We start from the raw sequence: 16,648 nt of genomic DNA, 5'->3' as shown, positions 1-16,648 counted from the left end.
ACCGCCGCCCGGCCGGAATCCAACAGCCGCGTGAGCCGGTCGAAATGCCGCTCGTTGATGATCCGGCCGAAGTCGGCCGCGGTCTGCGGGCTGGTACCGAACTGAGCTTCGACCGCCGCACGCAGGGCGGGAACCAGTGCGGCAGCGGTCGCAGGATCGGCCAGAACATAGTCGGGGGCTATGCACTGCTGCCCCGCGTTGCCGAACTTGGCGCCCACCAGCCGCCTGGCGGTCTCCTCCACATCGGCGTCGGGCGCCACGAAGACCGGCGACTTGCCTCCGAGTTCGAGCGTGACGGGGGTGAGGTTCTTGGCGGCTGCGGCCATGACGATCCGGCCGACGGTGCCGTTGCCGGTGTAGAAGATGTGGTCGAAGCGCTGTGCCAGGAGGGCCGTGGTCTCCTCGGCGCCCCCCTCGACCACGGTGAGCACGTCAGGGTCGAAGTACTCGCGCAGGAGGCGTGAAGCGACCGCCGAGGTGTGCACCGAGATCTCGCTCGGCTTGGCCGCCACGGTGTTTCCGGCGGCCAGTGCGCCGATGATGGGGTCGATGAGAAGGTGCAGCGGGAAATTCCAGGGAGCGATCACCAGGACGACCCCGAGCGGGTCGTAGGTGGTGTAGGCCGTGGTCGTGGGACCGAAGTGGGCGGGAACCTCCACCGGGCGAGGCTGAAGCCAGCTCTCCAGATTCGCCAGCGTCTCGTCGATGTCGGCGACAGTGAAGTCGATCTCCTGCGTCTTCGCCTCGGCGGGGTTCTTCCGCAGGTCCGCCCAGAGCGCTTCGATCAGTTCCTGCTCGTTTTCGACCAGCAGTGCCCGCAGCCTCTGCAGCTGGTTGACGCGCCAGTCCAGTCCGCGGGTGACGCCGGTGTTGAAGGTCGCACGAAGGCGGCCGACCGCCTCCGCGGCCGTTTCGCTCTGGTGCGTCCTCGACTCGATCCCCTGTGTTGTGGTCATGGGGTGTTGCTCCGTTCTTGATGCAGGCCGCGCCGTCAAAGGCGTTGGCGGCATGCCGTGGTACCGGTGATGGGCAACCCGGCGGATGACGGATGAAGGGGCAATCCGTGCCTTCACTGTAGCCCATGTACGCGCCGACGCGAACATGAGGCGGGGGTTATCCTTCCCTCATGGCCAGCCGCACCTCGTCACCCCTCGTCCACCCCGACACGGACGACCTCGACCTCTTCAAGATCATGAGCGCGCTGACCGACGAGACCCGGCTCACCATCGTCGTCACCCTCTCCGTCTCCCCCGGCCTGGCCTGCAGCGGCTTCACCCAGGACGTCACCGCGTCCGTACTCACCCGCCACTTCCGCGTCCTGCGCGAGGCCGGTCTCATACGGCAGCACGATGTCGGCACCCGCCGTTTCAACACCCTGCGCAAGGAAGATCTGGACCAGCGCTTCCCCGGACTGCTCGACCTCGTCCTCAAGGAGAGCGTCGGCCGCGTGGAGCCCTACGTGAACGCCGAGAGCGCCTGACCCTCCGGGGCGCCCCTCCGTGGCCGCGACGAACCCGACCCACCGCAGCCAGGTGTCCAGCTTGCGGTCGGCTTCGATCACATCGAACAACACCTCATGCGCCGAGCGGCAGTAACCGGCGCCCCAGCAAGGCGATACGCCACCGGCCCCGACATACCCGCTTGCCCGGAGGCGACGTACCACGCCGAACCCGGTCCCCCGTCGGCGGAGGCACTACGACTGCCGGCCAGCTGGGGCACCGACGCGACAAGGGCGGGAGCCGGGATGCCGCCGGCACGCACGGCTTGATGAACAGTTGATCATCGGTAGTTGGCTGCGCGCCACGCCCAGCATCCCTTCGCATGCCAGACGCCTCCGGGGCCGGTGTCGGATTCAGGACGGCGCGGGCGTGCTGCGGGTAGGCAGTGGAAGAACGGCGGCGCCGCTGCGCAGGGCGTCGTTTTCGAGGGCCGGCCGGCGGATGGCCTCCGCGTACAGGTGTTCCGGCGGGCCGACTTCTCCCCACACGCCTGCCGCGTCGACATCAGGTACCGCTCCAGGTGACGCACCCGCAGCTCCTCCACCCATCGCGGCGATTCCGTAGGCCCGTTGACCGTGGACACCTCCCGGTCCCAGCTCGTGTCCTACAGACGAGGTCCACGCTCGTCGCGACGACGCCACCACCCGTACGCCGCCCGGTCATCCATGGACGCGTCGCGCCAGTCACGCCGGCCTCGCGCGAACCACAGAAAGTCGAAGTGCGTGCGCGGATCCCGGGCTGACTGGCTGACTACGGCTTTGGCCAGCTACCCAACGCGAGGTTCGCGACTTGCAGCAGTTCAGGGCGGGAACTACCACTCGCGGCCTGGACGGCGATGCCATTGGCGACTGTTCTCAGGTAGAGCGCAAGCAGATGAGGATCTGTGGAAGGCGGAAGGTCACCGGCGTCCACCGCCTGTTGAAACCGGCGCGTCAAGTGGGCTATCCCCTCCTCGCGCCATGCGATGAGTGCGTCTCGGACCGGGCGGCTCTCATCCCCGGTAGCCAACGCACCCTGCACGCCAAGACAGCCCGTGGGGAGTCCCGGCGTGGTTGCCGCCTCGACCGTCCCGTGGAGCACAGCAGTAGCCACCGCTCCACTTGTGGGCTCTGCCAGAGCTCGAGCGAAGTAGGAGGTCAAGCCCTCGGTGTACCGCTCCAGCGCCTTGTAGAAGAGGTCTTCCTTGCTGCCGAACGCCCGGTACAGGCTGGGGCGGCTGATCCCCATCGCTTCGGTGAGGTCGTCAAGGCTGGCGCCCTCGAAACCCTTTGACCAAAACACCAGGACGGCACGATCGAGCGCCTCGTCGATGTCGAACGCGCGAGGCCTGCCAGGAGGGGCCGGTGTCGTCGAGGTCATTTCTTCATCCTACTCCTTCGGTACCGATCGGTACGGATGCGCTAACGTGTTGCGTACCAATCGGTACGCAATAACGAAGGGTGACATCATGTCACAGATCGTGCTCATCACTGGCGGAACCTCAGGCATCGGCTTGAGCCTCGCCCAATCCTTCGTGGAACTCGGGGCGTCCGTCGTCGTCTGCGGGCGGTCACAGGCTGCGCTGGACCGATTCGCGCAGGCACACCCGCAGGCGCTGGCCGTGCGGGCTGATGTGACGGACGCAGCTGACCGGGCAGCGCTGTTGCAAGCAGTCGCTGATCGCTTCGGGCGTTTGGACGTGCTGGTCAACAACGCCGGTACGTTCGAGGAACGCGACTACGCCGCCGGCAAGAACCCCAATGCGACTCTCGATGCCGAGGTGGCACTGAACCTCACCGCCCCCATCCACTTGACGGGTGAAGTGCTCGAGCGATGGCCATCGCCCGACGCGATCGTATTCATCACCTCGGGGTTCGCTCTGGTCTCACCCACTCGCGCGCCTACTCACGGCGCGGTGAAGGCCGGCTTGCACGGCTTCGCGGACGGCTTGCGCCGTCAACTCGCCCCGCAGGGCACCCATGTCCTCGAGGTCCTCCCACCGTCCACGGACACGCCCATGAACGCCGAAGCCACGGGAAAGAAACTGACTCCCGCACAAGTGGCGGCGGTCACGATGAAAGCTCTTCAGCGGCGGCGGAACATGGCATTCCCCGGCCAGACGAAAGTCATGCCCGCCATGCTGCGCATCGCGCCGGGCACACTACGACGCGTCGTCGCCGCGCTCTGAACCCCCACAGAAATCCTTCCCCCGGCAACACCTCACCGAGTGGGCCGAATGGACTCCCGTCTCCCGCGAAGCCGAAGGCAAGCAGCCGTTTCAGCCTAGGGCCAATGCCGCGACTCTGTTGGTGATCTTGCCGGGGTCAGCTGGGGGCGGTGCAGAGGGCGCGGAAGTGGCTTGGTGCCCGCCGGGGACGGGTCGGTTCGGCGATCCAGTCGGCGATGCGGGTGACGCTGCAGGCCAGTGCGGTCAGGACGTGCCCGATGTGCGTTTTCGGCAGACCCCGGTAGCGGGTTCGGCGCAGGCCGCAGGCGCGGACCCGTAATCTGAGCCCGCGCGGAGTGGCGGCCATGGTCGTCGAATACCCCGTGGCGCCAACCGGCTCCGCCAGACTGCGCCTACAGGTCATGCCGTCCCACACACCCGAACAAGCCGGGCAGGCCGCCGCCGCGATCGCCGCCGCGGTGTCCGAGGCCCGAACCGCCATCGACAGCCTCGACGCCGCTTCGGGCCTCGCCCGCCCCGACTCACGCTGAAGCGTCCCAGGATGAGCGGCCTGCCGGCGTTCGACGCCGTCGTTGCGGACCAGGTCGAATTCCTGACCCGCCACCTCCTGAACAACTGACCGGCCCGTACCGGATTGAAAGGATTCTCCATGTCCAAATTCCCCCTCCACCTGGTTCCTTCCCGCAGAGCGCTGACGACCGGGCGCTTCATCGTCGCGGCCACCCACTTGTTCACCCCGCGGCTGGCCGCGCGGGTTTTCCAGCTCACGGCCAGCGGTACCCCCGCGATCCCTTATTCGCGGATGTTCGCGATCCGCAACGCTGCTCTCGGGCTTGGACTGCAACGGATGGACAGTTTCACCCGGCCCCAGCAGCAGCAGTTTCTTGCGGTGAACATCGTCATGGACTCGGTCGATGCCGCCGCTTTCCTGGCTGCGGGCCTGCGGCGCGACGTCAGCCGTACCTCGGCCATGCTGTCCGCCGCCGTGGCTCTTTCTGCGGTGGTAGCCGGTACCACGGCCCTCATCGAGCACAAGCAAGCGGCCGCCCAAGAAACGGAGCCAACAGCGACGGCGCCATCGAACAGCGACTGGAAGTGACCGCACCGGCGTGGCACCGCAGCTGATCCACCGCACCGCCTCCATTGGCTGGAGGCCGCCGAGGACGGGTTGGCGGTCTCTGTCGAGTTCAGCATCGGGCGGATGAGGTTCTGGCGAAGACGTGGACGACGGTGCCCGGTGCCGTCGACGGTGAGAGCGGCCGGCTTCCCCCGACGGGGCAGGCCGGGGCACCGGCTGCTCGCACTGGTGGCGATCGCGGGGAGGACGGCGAGAGCGAGGATGCCGCCGGTGAGGGCGAGGACGGGGCAGCCGGAGGCGGAGACGACGAGGCCGGAGCTGAAGCCTCCGGTGGCGCCGGCGATGGCGATGGAGACGTCGGCCATGCCCTGGTTCTTGGCGCGGGTGGCCAGCGGCACGGCATCGGTGATCATCGCGGTGCCGGAGACGAGGCCCAGGTTCCAGCCCAGCCGCGGCAGGCGCCGCGGCGGCGGTGATTTGATTCCGGTGGCGAGGAGGGTGAGGCCGGAGGCTGCGGCTATCGGTGTACGGCCGTACCGGTCGACGAGCCAGCCGGTCAGCGGGGAGGGCAATACAGACATCAAGTCATGTACCGCCCCCTGATGGCAACTGAGTGATCCGACGCTCTGCCGCAGATGGCGTCAGCGGGGCTGGTTCAGTGCCCGGGTCAGTTCCCGGTTAGCCGCCCGCGCCGCATCGAGTTCCTCGGTCCGCTCCTCGAGTTGGCCCCCTATGTCGGCCAGGTCTTGTTCGAGCAACGTGATGCGACGCTGCAGATGGTCGATGTCGGCGGACGCACCAAGGCCGGATTCCTGCCATGCGGTTGCACCGAGGCTCTCGGACAGACGCTTCTCCAACTGCCGGACCCGGACTGTCAGCCGCCTGTTCCGCTCCAGCGCGTTGGTCAGGTCGGCCCGCAGCGAGGCCCGGCTGACGGCCGCGATCCGGCCTTCTTCTGGTGGGGCTGCTGCGGCGGCGTGGACGCGTTCGAGGAGGTCGCGGTGCCGGTAGAGGTAGGTGCGGTCCACTCGTGCCGCGCGGGCCAGTCCGGAGACCGTGATGTCCTGGTCGCCTCGCAGCAGGACGTCGAGGGCCTTGAGAACGCGTTCGCGGCGGCGGGCCGAGTCGGCCCGCCGCCCGTCGGTCATGCTGGTCATCCGGTTCTCTCCGGGCGAAGGTCGGGTAGGGGCTGGCGGACGCGCGGCATGCCCAGGGAGACGCCGCGGCTGCGGCGGACCAGCGCGACTGCCTCGCGAATCTGGGCCCGGTCCTCATCGGTGAGGTCGTCGAGGTCCTGGCGCACCCGCTGAACCAGACGGCGGACACGGGCAAACTCGTCGTCGGATGGTGTGGCCTCGGCCTTGGCCCAGGGGTCGGCGTCGGCGAAGGCGGCCAGACGTTCACGGTTGCGCAGCAGGTCGGCCAGGTATGCCTCAAGGTCGGGGAGGTAGGAGACGTCGGTGCGGAAGTGTCCGCAGCCCACGCAGCGGAAGCGTACGGGACAGTCGTGGCCGCCGGCCGCCACGTTGGAAGGTTCAGTGCAGGTGCCGTAGGGGACTTGGACGGAACCGATGGCGCGGCGGGCGTGTTCGGAGTCGAGCAGGGTTTTGGCCTGGCGCCAGACGCGTGTGCCGTGCCGGTCGAACTGCATGGTGGTGACCCGCTCGACCGCTTCGCGTCGGCGTTTCTCGCCGACGCGGTAGTACCGCTGCGTGGTGCTGGCTTCGCGGTGATCCATCAACGACTGCAGAACGTCCTGGGGGACGCCGGCGTCGGCATGCCGCTGTGCGTAGGTGTGCCAGTAGGCGTAGGGGTAGATCTTGTTCTTGTCGAAGGGCAGCATCGTGGTGACCCGGTTGCCGTCTTCGACGATCACGGTGGGGACCAGGAAGTCGGACAGGCCCTTCACCCAGGCTCGGTGCTTTGCCGACACCCACTCGTAGGTTGTCGCCTTCGTGCCGTGGGGGTTGGCCAGGGTGGCGGGGAAGAGCTTGAGCTTGTCGGCCGGGGTGTCGGGGAAGCGGGCGCGGGCGCGCTCTTGCTGCTTGAGGATGAGCGCGGCGGTCGCACCGGGGATCGGCAGCCGGCGAGCGTGCCGAAGGTTCTTGGTGTTGTCGTAGACAAGGACGGGACTGCCGTCGCTTTCGCGGTCGAGGCACTGCCATGACAGTTTGCAGATCTCGTTGGGGCGCCTGCCGGTATCGATGATCAGCTCGATGGCCGTACGGACGTCTGTGGAGCTGACGGCCTCAAGGGCGTCGAGGTTGGCGCAGAGCTGCCGCATGACTTCCGCAGGCAGGTCACGGCCGGCTTCGGAGTCCTCGGGGTCATCGGGGACGTCCTCCTGGCGGAGGGCGAAGTCGTCCGCCAGGCCGTGCAGGGGCTGGCCGGGCTTGGTCAGGCCCAGGGTCCTGAGCCGGGTCAGCACGCGTCTGGTGTCACGGACGGTCATGTACTGCGTGCAGTCGGAGATGTCGCCGCGTTCGTTGAGGAAGCTCAGCCGGCCCAGGAAGGCAGTGATGTCGACGCGGCCGAGCACAGGCAGGTCGACGCCGTGGTCGTCCCGGCTCAGGTGCAGGCTCGTGGAGAAGCGGCTCAGGGACTTCAGGGTGCGCTGGACGGTGGTCTTGCCGCTCTTTCCGCGGCGCCGGGGGATGTCGTCGAGGGCCCAGGCCTTGGCCCCTTCCCTCAGCCAGGGCTGGGTGATCCCGGTGAAGGAGAAGGTGCCGCCGAGGCCGAAGACGCTCGCGTCCCAGACGTCCTTGTGGCGTTCGGTCTCCGGGCTCAGGCCGAAGCGGCGGATGTGCTTGAGGAAGCCCCTGACCTGGGTCCTGTCGTGGCGGGAGAGGACGTCCAGGTCGAGCTCATCAAGTGAAGTGACCTGCTGGAGACGGGCGTTGGTGGACAGATTGCGCAGCAGGTAGTCCTTGTGCAGGAGTCCCTGGGCGATCCGTTCCTGGAGGCCGAAGAGGATCTCGGCGACCACACGGTCGGGCAGCCCGCGCAGGCTGACCTTGCGGGACTCTGCGATGGCCGGGGTGGTCAGCCGCCAAAGATCCTCGTCCTCCAAGGCGCCTGCTTGGCGGAGGTCACGGCACTGGTCGGCGTGGGGCATGCAGTACCCGCCCCCGGTCTCGCCTTGCCGGTCACAGGCCGCGACCCGGCAAGGCGCCAGGGCGGGCAGCGGCTGTACTTCGGGGTGAGCGAGGAAGTCCTCCAGCGGGAGCCCGTAGACCTTGCGCCTCTGATAGTCATGCGACGAGCACAGGAGTGTCGCGCGTCTGCCCGGCCGCTCGCAGTGCGCGACCTGGCAAGGAAAGAACCCGACGATCCGTCCCGATCGCCTGATGGTGACGAACTCGTCGAAGGGCAGGTCGCCCTTCTTCCACCGCTCGGTGCAACCGGTGCACATTCCCTTCTGGTGGGCGAAGTAGGACATCTTGTCGCAGCCAGCCACCAGGCAATCCTCCCCGCTGAACTGCGGGTGCGAGCGAGGCAGCAGCAGAACCCGCACGTGAGGATCCCAGCTGAGCAGCTGCAGGAACTCCGGCTGGACGGCGCCCATGAGCCCAGCGGTGACCGTGTCTTCCCCTGCCCCGTGTCGGGGCATTGCGAGTGCCAGGGTCACCGGGCCTCCCCCTCGGTCAAGCGGGGCGAGGGCACACGCTCAACGGCCGCGCGCAGGCGTGAGCGGTCCGGATGCAGGTAGGGACGGGGCGACGCCGGGTTCTTCTGGCCCAGCAGGGCCTGAACCTCATCCAGCGTGCCGCCGGCATCCACGACGTTGCTGGCCATCGCATGCCGGCACATCCGCGGCCCAACCTGGCGGCCCAGCCCCACCCGTCCCGACAGCGACTCGCACAGCTCTCCGATCGCGCCGGTGGTCACCGGCGAACCAAAGGGCGGGCGGAAGAGGTTGACCAGCAAGAAGTCGCTTCCGCCCTCCCCGAGGAGCTCGTAACGCTCCACCGCGTACTGGTCGGCGGCCTGCACCACCAGGAAGTCCACCGGCATCACCCACGACTTCCTCGACTTCGACCAGGCGCCATTCACGTTCTGCCGCCGGATCACGTGCAGATGGGCCCCCTCGACACCGCACCCCAGCGAGCGCGAATCCATCAGCAGGTGGACATCACAGCGGTGCAGCCCCGCGACCTGTCCCGGACGCAACCCCACCCGGGACAGCAGCAGCACGATCAACCTGTCCCGGGCCGACCGACAGGCCCGCAGCATCGCCACGACTTCCTCGTCGCTGGCCCGGTCCACCTCCGTCTCCGGCTCCTGCAGCCGGTGACGGGCCCGCAGCCGATACCGCATCCCACCGCTCTCGCCCCGTGCCTCCACCGGCAGGTCACGGTCATCCCCCAGCTCGTAGAGCTGCTCAAGAACCCAGGCCGGCGCGACCTTGTTGACCACCGCGTGAAGCAGGAACATCCGTACCGCGGTCAGCACCTTGTTGATTCGCGCATCCCCGCGGACCGGCTTTCCTCCCGGCCCCGGGACCACGGCCCGGCGGTGGCCACCGTTGCCCGGCGCCCACCGCAGCCACACCATGAACAGCCCCATATCCCGGGCCGCTGTCGACCAGTCCCGCCCGGTGCCCGCGCACCAGCGCAGGAACAAGGTCACCGCCTCGGCGTACGCCTTCGTTGTCGTCTCTGCGCGGCCCCGGGCCAGGCGTACTTCCCTCAGGAACCGGTCCGCCTCCGGCATGACCTCCAGCTCGTCGTCCACCACGGTCCAGTACCGGGTCCCCGACGGCATTGAGACGAGAAACGTTTCGTACATTCGTTCCCATGCTCCGTATGTCGATCGCAACGATCCACTACAAGAGCCACACCCCCCGAGAACCGTCGTAATACACCAAACGATGGCAAGAGGAGCAATGTCACACCACAGCCATCAAAACCCCAGAGAACCCAGGGGAATCCGCGGGACTCGCGACCGGTACGGCAGGCGGCGCGGTGGTCTTCGCCGGCACCACCGTGGTGATCGCGCCAGCCCCGCTGTCCGTGGCGAACGTCCCCCTCCGCACTGTCATGGGCCTGGGTGCCGCCGCCACGGTGGCGGTCTCGGATGCGGGAGGAGTACGCCACGGTGCTCCACCGGTCGACGCGACGGTCAGGGGCTCCGGGCATGGTGCGAAGATCGTCACGGCCGCCGCGCTCATCATGATCGCGGTCTTCGGTCCTTCGTCCTCGCCGACATGCAGGTCATCAAGGGCACGCGCTTGGACGCGTTCGTCGACCGCATGGCGCTGGCGCCGGCCGCCATGACGATCTTCGGCAACCGGGCCTGGTGGCTTCGGCGCTTCCTCCCACCGCACCGTGCCGAGGACGACTCCCCGGCACGGTGCCGGTGGTTCACGCGGTCAGGCCGTCAGGCGTTGAAGCGGTACGCTCGCGCCCGCGCCAGGTAGACCTTGCAGGCCGCGCCGCCGGAGGTGTCGTCGCGGACGAAGTCGACGCCCCGGGGTGCAGTGACGGGCCGCATGGCGCGACGACTCTCGCGCCAGCCACGTCCAGATCACCCTGCAGGGGTCTGCCGGCAGCACTGACCCAGCCGGCCCCCGGCCACAGCCGGCACGTGCGTCAGCTGGTCATCGACCGCCTCAGCCCACAGCAGTTGGATCAACTCGCCGGCATCTCCGCCACGGCCCTGGCGTGACCGTGAGACCTCAGCCCGCCTGGAGGAAGGGGTAGTCGGTGTAGCCTTCCGCGCCCGGCGCGTAGAAGAGTTCCGGCCGCGGCTCGTTCTCGGGGTGCCCGTTCTGCCAGCGTTCGACCAGGTCGGGGTTGGCGATCAGGGCTCGGCCCACGACCACGGCGTCGGCGTGGTCGGCCTCGATCAACTGCGTCGCGTCCTCGCGGGTGGTCTGCCCCCCGAGGAAACCGTTGTTGACGATCAGCTTGCCGGCGAAGCGCTGCCGCAGCTCCTGCACCAGCTCGCCCCCCGGCTCGCCGTGCAGCACGGAAAGGTAGGCCAGCCCCAGCGGGCGCAGTTGGTCCGCCAGCGTGCCGTAGGTGGCCAGGACGTCATCCCGGTCGGTCTCGAAGGTGTCCGAGATGTTGATCTCCGGCGAGATCCGCAGCCCGACCCGCTCGGCACCGACGGCCTTCGCGACCTCCGTGACCACCTCGACGACGAAGCGAGCCCGGTTCTGCGGCGAGCCTCCGTATTCATCGGTGCGCTGGTTGGCCGCCGGGGAGAGGAACTGGTGGAGCAGGTAGCCGTTGGCGCCGTGGATTTCCACGCCGTCCGCTCCCGCCTCGACGGCCCGGCGGGCCGCTGCGACGAAGTCCTGCAGGGCGGCCTGGGCCTCGGCGGTGGTCATCGCTTCCGGTATGGGGAAGGGCTGCTCGCCCTTCCCCGTGAGCACCTTGCCGTCGATGGCGATCGCGCTGGGGGCGAGGACGCGCCGGCCGCCGTTGATGTCGGGGTGTGCGGCGCGGCCGGCGTGCATGATCTGCAGGACAATGCGGCCGCCCTCGGCGTGCACCGCCTCGGTCACCCGCTGCCAGCCGGCCGTCTGCTCGTCGGTGGCGATGCCCGGCGCGCCGACCCACCCCTGCGACGCATGGTCGGGGTAGGTGCCCTCGGTGATGATCAGTCCGACGCTCGCCCGCTGCCGGTAGTACTCGACCATCAGGTCCCCGGGGATGCCGGAGGAACCGGCCCGGACCCGGGTCAGCGGTGCCATGACGATGCGGTTGGCGAGCTCGATCTTCCCGAAGGTCACGGGGGAGAAAAGCGACGGAGCAGGCGAAGGGTCTGAAGTATTGACGGGCATGGGTGTCCTTCTGTATTGCGGTGGATAACTGGATGAAGGTCATTCCGTTCCTTCACTGTAACTCATGTACGCGTCGACGCGTACATGTGGCCTTGGCGGTAGCCTTCCCTCATGGCCAGCCGCACCTCGTCCCCGCTCGTCCACCCCGACATGGACGACTTCGACCTCTTCAAGATCATGAGCGCTCTGACCGACGAGACCCGGCTCACCATCGTCGTCACTCTTGCCGCCTCCCCTGGTCTGGCCTGCAGCGGCTTCACGCAGGACGTGACCCCGTCCGTACTCACCCGCCACTTCCGCGTCCTGCGCGAGGCCGGTCTCATACGGCAGCACGATGTCGGCACCCGCCGTTTCAACACCCTGCGCAAGGAAGATCTGGACCAGCGCTTCCCCGGACTGCTCGACCTCGTCCTCAAGGAGAGCGTCGGCCGCGTGGAGCCCTACGTGAACGCCGAGAGCGCCTGACCCTCCGGGGCGCCCCTCCGTGGCCGCGACGAACCGGATCCGCCGCAGCGGCATGACGCACTCGTACGGCCTGTTCAGTCCTGGATCTGGTCAACGAACGCGACCGCCTCGCACCACGGCGTCAGGCACGTGAACCGGCGCACGGCCGCCTCGATCGCCACCGACGCCGTGCGCGCCGCCACTTGAGTCAGTGGACGGCGATACCGGCCGCGTATCCGGTGGGGGCATGGCGCATCGCGGGCAGAGAACGTCCGCGCACGCTTGATGAGGGTGGACTTGCCGGCCCCGTTCTGGCCGAGCAGGCAGTGCACTTCGTCGGCCTGGACGTCGAGGTCGATGCCGTCGAGGGGCCGGCCTCCGGGGAACGACTTGGTGATGCCGGACATGCTGAGCAGCGGTGCTTCTGGTGCCATGCGAATCCCCTTGGCGGGCGTGCGGGCCGGTTGCAGGGTGCTTTCGGGCAGGCGGGTTCGGGGCACGACGGAGCAGGGCGCCATACGCGGTGAGCTGTACCGAAGTGGTTGGTTACGCGGGTGAGAAGAGGTGGTCGCTGATGAGGCGGGGCGCGCCGATGACTCCGGCGGTAGGCCCCAACTCCCCCAGCACGGTGGGCAGGTTGCCCGTGACGAGGGGCAGCCACTGACGGTAGAGCTGGGCGCGGACCGCGAAGAGCAGGGTGTGCCGAGGCCGGTCACCCCGCCGCCGATCACCACCAGACCCGGGTTGAAGAAGCAGACCAGGCCGACGATGACGTGGCCGGTGCGGTTGCCGCCCTCGCGGATCAGGTCGAGCGCGATGGCGTCGCCGGCGGCGGTCAGGGTTCCGATCGCCTCGATCCGCGAGGCGAGTTCCGCCGACCGACCCTGCTCGGCCGCCTCCACGGCGTCCCGCGCGAGTGCCACCCCGCTGCAGCGGGCTTCCAGGCAGCCCCATTTGCGGAGGCGCACGGGCGTCCGTCACCCCGCGGTGGACCTCACCGCCGCCGACGGTGCCGGTCTTGACACAGAGGATGTTGAACTCCCTCACCTTCGCAGCCATGGGGAGGACTTGCTCGCGCACCGCGAACAGGCCCTCGCGGACGTCCATGGACTCGTTGAGAGGACCGAGATATCGAGTTCGGCGTTCGTGACGGCGCCGTCGACCGAGGTTGTGCTGATGTCGGCGCCGAGGAATCGCAGTTCCGGGTTGTACCGGATGGCGTGAGAGCGTCGGCCGCCGCGCGAGGCGGCGGCCACGTAGCCGGTCCACCGCTCATCCCCCGTATGGCCTCTGGTGCTCGCCAGGTCGGTCCCGGCCAAGATCCGCCGTTCCCGGGCCTTCGTCCACCAGTTGTCCGCCTGACGGTACTTCCGCAGGTCGTGATCACGAAAGGCGTGCGCCACCAGATGCGAAGAATCTCCTGGCGAGTTCCCTGCCCCTGGCCGCCGGCGATAGCAACTCAGAGCGCCTTCAGCGGTTCATCGGTCCGCCTGCTCGTCGCGCCGCCCCCATACGCGAGGCGAACCAGCGCATGGCCTCACACCGCTCTGACCAGCGACGACACTCTCAACAGCCTTAAGGGGGACGGATTCGACCCGGATTCGACCCGAGGGCCGCGGGCGACAAAAAGAGCAGTAGTTGACCTGCAGTAATGCTGATTCTTGCCGCTGTACCAGGCATCCGCAGACAGAAGAATCCCACAGTTGGAACTAAGTGAACATATTAGGGCGCTTAATGTCGTGCAGTGAGTAGCCGCACTCGCCGTCCCCGTCTGCGGCTGCCTCAAGCGTGAACCGAACAGCAGCACCACTCGGCCCTACACCCCGGTGACTACGGGTTGACGGAACAGCGCTCTGACCAGCCTCTTTGCGGAAGTTCTTCCGCCTGACAGAAGCCGCCTTGCCGAGCCACCGCGCACATCACGACCCTGTTCCCAACCACGGCACGCGGGGCGACGACGCCCCGCCGACAGGGACGGGAACCCCCATGCCTCACATGACCGCCTTCGCCAGGAACCAGTGGTACGTCGCCGCCTACTCGCACGAGGTCGGGCGGGAGTTGCTCGGGCGGACGATCCTCGGTGAACCGCTCGTCTTCTACCGGACCGAGGACGACGGGACGGCCGTCGCCCTGGCGGACCGCTGTGTGCACCGCCGCTTCCCGCTCTCGGAGAGCCGGCTCGACGGCGACCGGATCGTGTGCGGGTACCACGGGTTCACGTACGACACGACCGGCAGCTGCGTGTACGTTCCGGGGCAAAAACGCATACCGCGCACGGCCCGGGTCGCCTCGTACCCCGTCGTCGAGCAGGACTCGTTCGTCTGGGTCTGGATCGGCGACCCGGCACTCGCCGACCCGGGGTCCGTCCCCCGCGCCCGGCACATGGACTCGCCGGACTGGACCACCGTCTGCGGCATGGAGCCCATCGACGCCGACTACGGGCTGCTGGTCGACAATCTGCTCGACCTCTCGCACGAGACGTATCTGCACGGCGGTTACATCGGCACCCCCGAGGTCGCCGAGACGCCGATCACCACCGAGGTCGACGAGGGCGCGGGCATCGTGCGGGTCAGCCGGCACATGGACGACGCCGAGTGTCCGCCGTTCTACGCCCGTTCGACCGGCATCGAGGGCCGGATCACCCGCTGGCAGGACATCGAGTACCACGCGCCGTGCCTGTATCTGCTGCACAGCCGGATCGCCCCGGTCGGGGTGCTGCCCGAGGCGGACGGCAGCGACCCGAACGGCTTCCACACCGAGATCACCTACGCGATCACTCCGTCGAGCGACGGCCATGTCTACGACTTCTGGGCGGTCTCCCGGGACTTCGCGAAGGAGGACGAGGAAGTCACCACGTTTCTGAGGGACTTCAACCACACCGTGGTGATGCAGGACGTGGACGCGCTCAACCTGCTGCAGAAGACGCTCGGCACCGAGCGGACGGGCTACCAGGAGCTGAGCATCAACATCGACACCGGCGGTCTCGCGGCCCGCCGCATCCTCGCCCGCCTGGTCGAGGAGGGCGACAAGCCGATGGAGAAGGTCCTGTGACCACGCCTCCCCGCTTCGCGGCCCGCGAGATCTACCGCATCGACTGGATCCCGGGTACCGATGTGCTGCACGGCACCTGCCACTGCGGTGCCGAGCACAGCGCCCAGGACCCGATCGAGATGTGGGAGTGGATGCTCGGCCACCCCGAAGGACATCGGCCGCACGAGTCACGGGGGCTTGGATCATGAGCTCCTACGAAGTCGAACTCGTCGTGGACAGAAGAGAGTTCGTCGCCGATGGCGTGCTGTCCCTCACCCTGCGCCATCCTCTCGGCGAGGAACTCCCCGCCTGGGAGCCCGGCGCCCACATCGACGTCGTGCTCGGGGTCGGCCTTGAGCGGCAGTATTCGCTGTGCGGGGATCCCGCGGACGGTCGGGCGTGGCGGATCGCGGTGCTGCGGGAAGCGGACGGGCGCGGTGGATCCTCATACGTGCACGAGCAGTTGGGCGCGGGCGACAAGGTCCGGGTCCGCGGCCCGCGCAACCACTTCGCTCTCGCACCCGCCGCCCGCTACCGCTTCGTCGCGGGCGGCATCGGCGTCACCCCGATCCTGCCGATGCTCGCCGCGGCGGAGGCGGCGGGCGCCGAGTGGACGCTGCTGTACGGCGGGCGGACACGCGACTCCATGGCGTTCACCGGGGAGTTGGAGCGGTACGGGGATCGGGTGACGGTCGCCCCGCAGGACGAGTGCGGACTGCTGGACCTCGACTCCGTCCTGACCGGGGTCCCCGAGGGCACACTCGTCTACTGCTGCGGTCCCGGCCCGCTGCTGGACGCGGTGGAGGCGCGCTGCCCCGCCGGGCTGCTGCGCGTCGAGCGTTTCCGGCCGAAGGTTCAGGAGACGGGCGGGGACGGCGAGTTCGAGGTGGAGCTCGCACGCAGCGGGCGTACGCTGACCGTCCCCGCGGATGTCTCCGTGCTCGACACCGTGCGCGGCGCGGGCGTCGAGGTGCTCTTCTCCTGCACCGAGGGCACCTGCGGGACCTGCGAGACGGACGTCCTGGAAGGGACCCCGGACCACCGGGACTCGGTGCTCACGGACGAGGAGCGGGAGGCGGGCGAGACCATGCTCATCTGCGTCTCCCGGTGCCTCGGGAAGCGGCTCGTGCTGGACTTGTGAGCCGCGGGGTTCTGGAGGCCCGCCTCGGCGCGGGCCCCGACCCGGCACCAACTGTCAACAATATTGTCAGCCAAAGCCATTGACCCCGCCGTACGAGGGCTCTACCTCCGCGATGGTGGTCGAGCCGGCGCTCGCCACCGTCAAGATCCAGAAGGCGTGGTCCGTGACCTCCTGGCCGAGCGCAGGAGCCATGCGTCGTCTGCTCGCCGGTCTCGCGGTCGGATCCTTTCTGGTCGCCATGCTGAAGAAGCCCTTCTGCCGGCCCAGGTAGAGAGGCGCGACATCGACGATCCTGTGCAGACGACATTGTCCCGACAGGCCGGCCCTCGGTGACACCCTGACCGGCTGGGCGCTGGGCCTGGCGATAGCGGTCGGCGCGGGTGTCGTCGTGGGGTTGCTCGTCTCGGTCGTGCCGTGTCCGCGCGAGGCCACCGCCTCGACGATCGAGTTCCTGCGCCCGATCCCCTCCGTCGCCCTGATCCCCCTCGCCGTCCTGCTC

16 protein-coding genes and 6 pseudogenes are annotated in these 16,648 nt (G+C 68.4%); 12 read left to right on the top strand and 10 right to left on the bottom strand.

Features of this window, described 5'->3' with window-relative positions; genetic code table 11:
- On the bottom strand, window positions 1-956 hold a 956-nt coding region (locus ABZ656_RS48730), incomplete at its 3' end, for an aldehyde dehydrogenase family protein (RefSeq protein WP_360277803.1).
- Between the two features lie 170 nt (window positions 957-1,126).
- Between ABZ656_RS48730 and ABZ656_RS48725 the strand changes: the two genes are divergently transcribed.
- Complete coding sequence (locus ABZ656_RS48725; protein ID WP_009342689.1) at window positions 1,127-1,480, top strand: helix-turn-helix transcriptional regulator; 354 nt, start codon at window positions 1,127-1,129, stop codon at window positions 1,478-1,480.
- Between the two features lie 174 nt (window positions 1,481-1,654).
- A pseudogene (locus tag ABZ656_RS48720) lies at window positions 1,655-1,768 on the top strand (transcriptional regulator); the annotation flags it as partial.
- 481 nt (window positions 1,769-2,249) lie between these two features.
- Here ABZ656_RS48720 and ABZ656_RS48715 read toward each other — a convergent pair.
- Entirely contained in the window at window positions 2,250-2,858 is a 609-nt protein-coding gene (locus ABZ656_RS48715; protein ID WP_101403927.1) for a TetR/AcrR family transcriptional regulator, read from the bottom strand.
- Window positions 2,859-2,946: 88 nt separating this feature from the next.
- On the opposite strand from ABZ656_RS48715, the gene ABZ656_RS48710 reads away from it, so the two are divergent.
- Complete coding sequence (locus ABZ656_RS48710; protein ID WP_180362184.1) at window positions 2,947-3,666, top strand: SDR family NAD(P)-dependent oxidoreductase; 720 nt, start codon at window positions 2,947-2,949, stop codon at window positions 3,664-3,666.
- A 136-nt stretch (window positions 3,667-3,802) separates the two neighbouring features.
- Here the strand turns inward: ABZ656_RS48710 and ABZ656_RS48705 are convergent, their stop codons facing one another.
- Window positions 3,803-4,012 carry a hypothetical protein gene (locus ABZ656_RS48705; RefSeq protein ID WP_079174468.1) on the bottom strand — a complete coding sequence of 70 codons (210 nt, stop codon included), beginning with the start codon at window positions 4,010-4,012 and terminating at the stop codon, window positions 3,803-3,805.
- On the opposite strand from ABZ656_RS48705, the gene ABZ656_RS48700 reads away from it, so the two are divergent.
- Together ABZ656_RS48700 and ABZ656_RS48695 are read left to right on the top strand one after the other, a co-directional pair.
- Window positions 4,011-4,196, top strand: a complete 186-nt coding sequence (locus tag ABZ656_RS48700) for a hypothetical protein (RefSeq protein WP_360277798.1) — start codon at window positions 4,011-4,013, stop codon at window positions 4,194-4,196. The two genes, ABZ656_RS48705 and ABZ656_RS48700, sit on opposite strands and share 2 nt — an antisense overlap.
- 119 nt (window positions 4,197-4,315) lie before the next feature.
- Window positions 4,316-4,765, top strand: a complete 450-nt coding sequence (locus tag ABZ656_RS48695) for a hypothetical protein (RefSeq protein ID WP_067385658.1) — start codon at window positions 4,316-4,318, stop codon at window positions 4,763-4,765.
- Between the two features lie 191 nt (window positions 4,766-4,956).
- On the opposite strand, the pseudogene ABZ656_RS48690 reads toward ABZ656_RS48695, so the two are convergent.
- The 4 genes and pseudogenes from ABZ656_RS48690 to ABZ656_RS48675 form a co-directional block, all read right to left on the bottom strand.
- A pseudogene (locus ABZ656_RS48690) lies at window positions 4,957-5,358 on the bottom strand (MFS transporter); the annotation flags it as partial.
- 27 nt (window positions 5,359-5,385) lie between these two features.
- Complete coding sequence (locus tag ABZ656_RS48685) at window positions 5,386-5,901, bottom strand: DUF6262 family protein (RefSeq protein WP_101402064.1); 516 nt, start codon at window positions 5,899-5,901, stop codon at window positions 5,386-5,388.
- Entirely contained in the window at window positions 5,898-8,309 is a 2,412-nt protein-coding gene (locus tag ABZ656_RS48680) for a tyrosine-type recombinase/integrase (protein ID WP_360277793.1), read from the bottom strand. The genes ABZ656_RS48685 and ABZ656_RS48680 overlap by 4 nt, the downstream gene beginning before the upstream one ends.
- Before the next feature lie 59 nt (window positions 8,310-8,368).
- Complete coding sequence (locus ABZ656_RS48675) at window positions 8,369-9,532, bottom strand: tyrosine-type recombinase/integrase (RefSeq protein ID WP_360277789.1); 1,164 nt, start codon at window positions 9,530-9,532, stop codon at window positions 8,369-8,371.
- 137 nt (window positions 9,533-9,669) lie between these two features.
- Here ABZ656_RS48675 and ABZ656_RS48670 point away from each other — a divergent pair.
- Window positions 9,670-10,049, top strand: a pseudogene (locus ABZ656_RS48670) (hypothetical protein); the annotation flags it as partial.
- Window positions 10,050-10,421: 372 nt separating this feature from the next.
- Here ABZ656_RS48670 and ABZ656_RS48665 read toward each other — a convergent pair.
- Window positions 10,422-11,534 (bottom strand): alkene reductase, encoded by a 1,113-nt coding sequence (locus ABZ656_RS48665; protein WP_360277786.1) that lies wholly within the window; start codon window positions 11,532-11,534, stop codon window positions 10,422-10,424.
- A gap of 111 nt (window positions 11,535-11,645) precedes the next feature.
- Between ABZ656_RS48665 and ABZ656_RS48660 the strand changes: the two genes are divergently transcribed.
- The gene (locus ABZ656_RS48660) at window positions 11,646-11,999 is read left to right on the top strand and encodes a helix-turn-helix transcriptional regulator (RefSeq protein WP_360277783.1); all 354 of its coding nucleotides are present in this window, start codon (window positions 11,646-11,648) and stop codon (window positions 11,997-11,999) included.
- 260 nt (window positions 12,000-12,259) lie between these two features.
- Here the strand turns inward: ABZ656_RS48660 and ABZ656_RS48655 are convergent.
- Together ABZ656_RS48655 and ABZ656_RS48650 are read right to left on the bottom strand one after the other, a co-directional pair.
- Window positions 12,260-12,412, bottom strand: a pseudogene (locus tag ABZ656_RS48655) (ATP-binding cassette domain-containing protein); the annotation flags it as partial.
- A 112-nt stretch (window positions 12,413-12,524) separates the two neighbouring features.
- Window positions 12,525-13,328: pseudogene (locus tag ABZ656_RS48650) on the bottom strand (ROK family protein).
- Between the two features lie 636 nt (window positions 13,329-13,964).
- Between ABZ656_RS48650 and ABZ656_RS48645 the strand changes: the two are divergent.
- The 5 genes and pseudogenes from ABZ656_RS48645 to ABZ656_RS48625 form a co-directional block, all read left to right on the top strand.
- The gene (locus ABZ656_RS48645; protein ID WP_101402061.1) at window positions 13,965-15,029 is read left to right on the top strand and encodes a Rieske 2Fe-2S domain-containing protein; all 1,065 of its coding nucleotides are present in this window, start codon (window positions 13,965-13,967) and stop codon (window positions 15,027-15,029) included.
- The gene (locus ABZ656_RS48640; protein ID WP_101402060.1) at window positions 15,026-15,217 is read left to right on the top strand and encodes a hypothetical protein; all 192 of its coding nucleotides are present in this window, start codon (window positions 15,026-15,028) and stop codon (window positions 15,215-15,217) included. The genes ABZ656_RS48645 and ABZ656_RS48640 overlap by 4 nt, the downstream gene beginning before the upstream one ends.
- Window positions 15,214-16,149 carry a PDR/VanB family oxidoreductase gene (locus ABZ656_RS48635; RefSeq protein ID WP_101402059.1) on the top strand — a complete coding sequence of 312 codons (936 nt, stop codon included), beginning with the start codon at window positions 15,214-15,216 and terminating at the stop codon, window positions 16,147-16,149. The genes ABZ656_RS48640 and ABZ656_RS48635 overlap by 4 nt, the downstream gene beginning before the upstream one ends.
- Before the next feature lie 112 nt (window positions 16,150-16,261).
- Window positions 16,262-16,420, top strand: a complete 159-nt coding sequence (locus ABZ656_RS48630; RefSeq protein ID WP_180362183.1) for a hypothetical protein — start codon at window positions 16,262-16,264, stop codon at window positions 16,418-16,420.
- Window positions 16,421-16,471: 51 nt separating this feature from the next.
- Window positions 16,472-16,648, top strand: a pseudogene (locus ABZ656_RS48625) (ABC transporter permease); the annotation flags it as partial.

The sequence above is a fragment of the Streptomyces sp. NPDC007095 genome, assembly GCF_040634475.1.
Taxonomy (GTDB): Bacteria; Actinomycetota; Actinomycetes; order Streptomycetales; family Streptomycetaceae; genus Streptomyces.
This window is presented reverse-complemented; position numbering and strand designations above follow the sequence as displayed.

Bases quoted from the DNA above. Each gene is read 5' to 3' on its own strand.
- ABZ656_RS48725 (WP_009342689.1), top strand. From the start codon at position 1,127: ATGGCCAGCCGCACCTCGTCACCCCTCGTCCACCCCGACACGGACGAC.
- ABZ656_RS48715 (WP_101403927.1), bottom strand. From the start codon at position 2,858: ATGACCTCGACGACACCGGCCCCTCCTGGCAGGCCTCGCGCGTTCGAC.
- ABZ656_RS48710 (WP_180362184.1), top strand. From the start codon at position 2,947: ATGTCACAGATCGTGCTCATCACTGGCGGAACCTCAGGCATCGGCTTG.
- ABZ656_RS48700 (WP_360277798.1), top strand. From the start codon at position 4,011: ATGGTCGTCGAATACCCCGTGGCGCCAACCGGCTCCGCCAGACTGCGC.
- ABZ656_RS48705 (WP_079174468.1), bottom strand. From the start codon at position 4,012: ATGGCCGCCACTCCGCGCGGGCTCAGATTACGGGTCCGCGCCTGCGGC.
- ABZ656_RS48695 (WP_067385658.1), top strand. From the start codon at position 4,316: ATGTCCAAATTCCCCCTCCACCTGGTTCCTTCCCGCAGAGCGCTGACG.
- ABZ656_RS48685 (WP_101402064.1), bottom strand. From the start codon at position 5,901: ATGACCAGCATGACCGACGGGCGGCGGGCCGACTCGGCCCGCCGCCGC.
- ABZ656_RS48680 (WP_360277793.1), bottom strand. From the start codon at position 8,309: ATGGGCGCCGTCCAGCCGGAGTTCCTGCAGCTGCTCAGCTGGGATCCT.
- ABZ656_RS48675 (WP_360277789.1), bottom strand. From the start codon at position 9,532: ATGTACGAAACGTTTCTCGTCTCAATGCCGTCGGGGACCCGGTACTGG.
- ABZ656_RS48665 (WP_360277786.1), bottom strand. From the start codon at position 11,534: ATGCCCGTCAATACTTCAGACCCTTCGCCTGCTCCGTCGCTTTTCTCC.
- ABZ656_RS48660 (WP_360277783.1), top strand. From the start codon at position 11,646: ATGGCCAGCCGCACCTCGTCCCCGCTCGTCCACCCCGACATGGACGAC.
- ABZ656_RS48645 (WP_101402061.1), top strand. From the start codon at position 13,965: ATGCCTCACATGACCGCCTTCGCCAGGAACCAGTGGTACGTCGCCGCC.
- ABZ656_RS48635 (WP_101402059.1), top strand. From the start codon at position 15,214: ATGAGCTCCTACGAAGTCGAACTCGTCGTGGACAGAAGAGAGTTCGTC.
- ABZ656_RS48630 (WP_180362183.1), top strand. From the start codon at position 16,262: ATGGTGGTCGAGCCGGCGCTCGCCACCGTCAAGATCCAGAAGGCGTGG.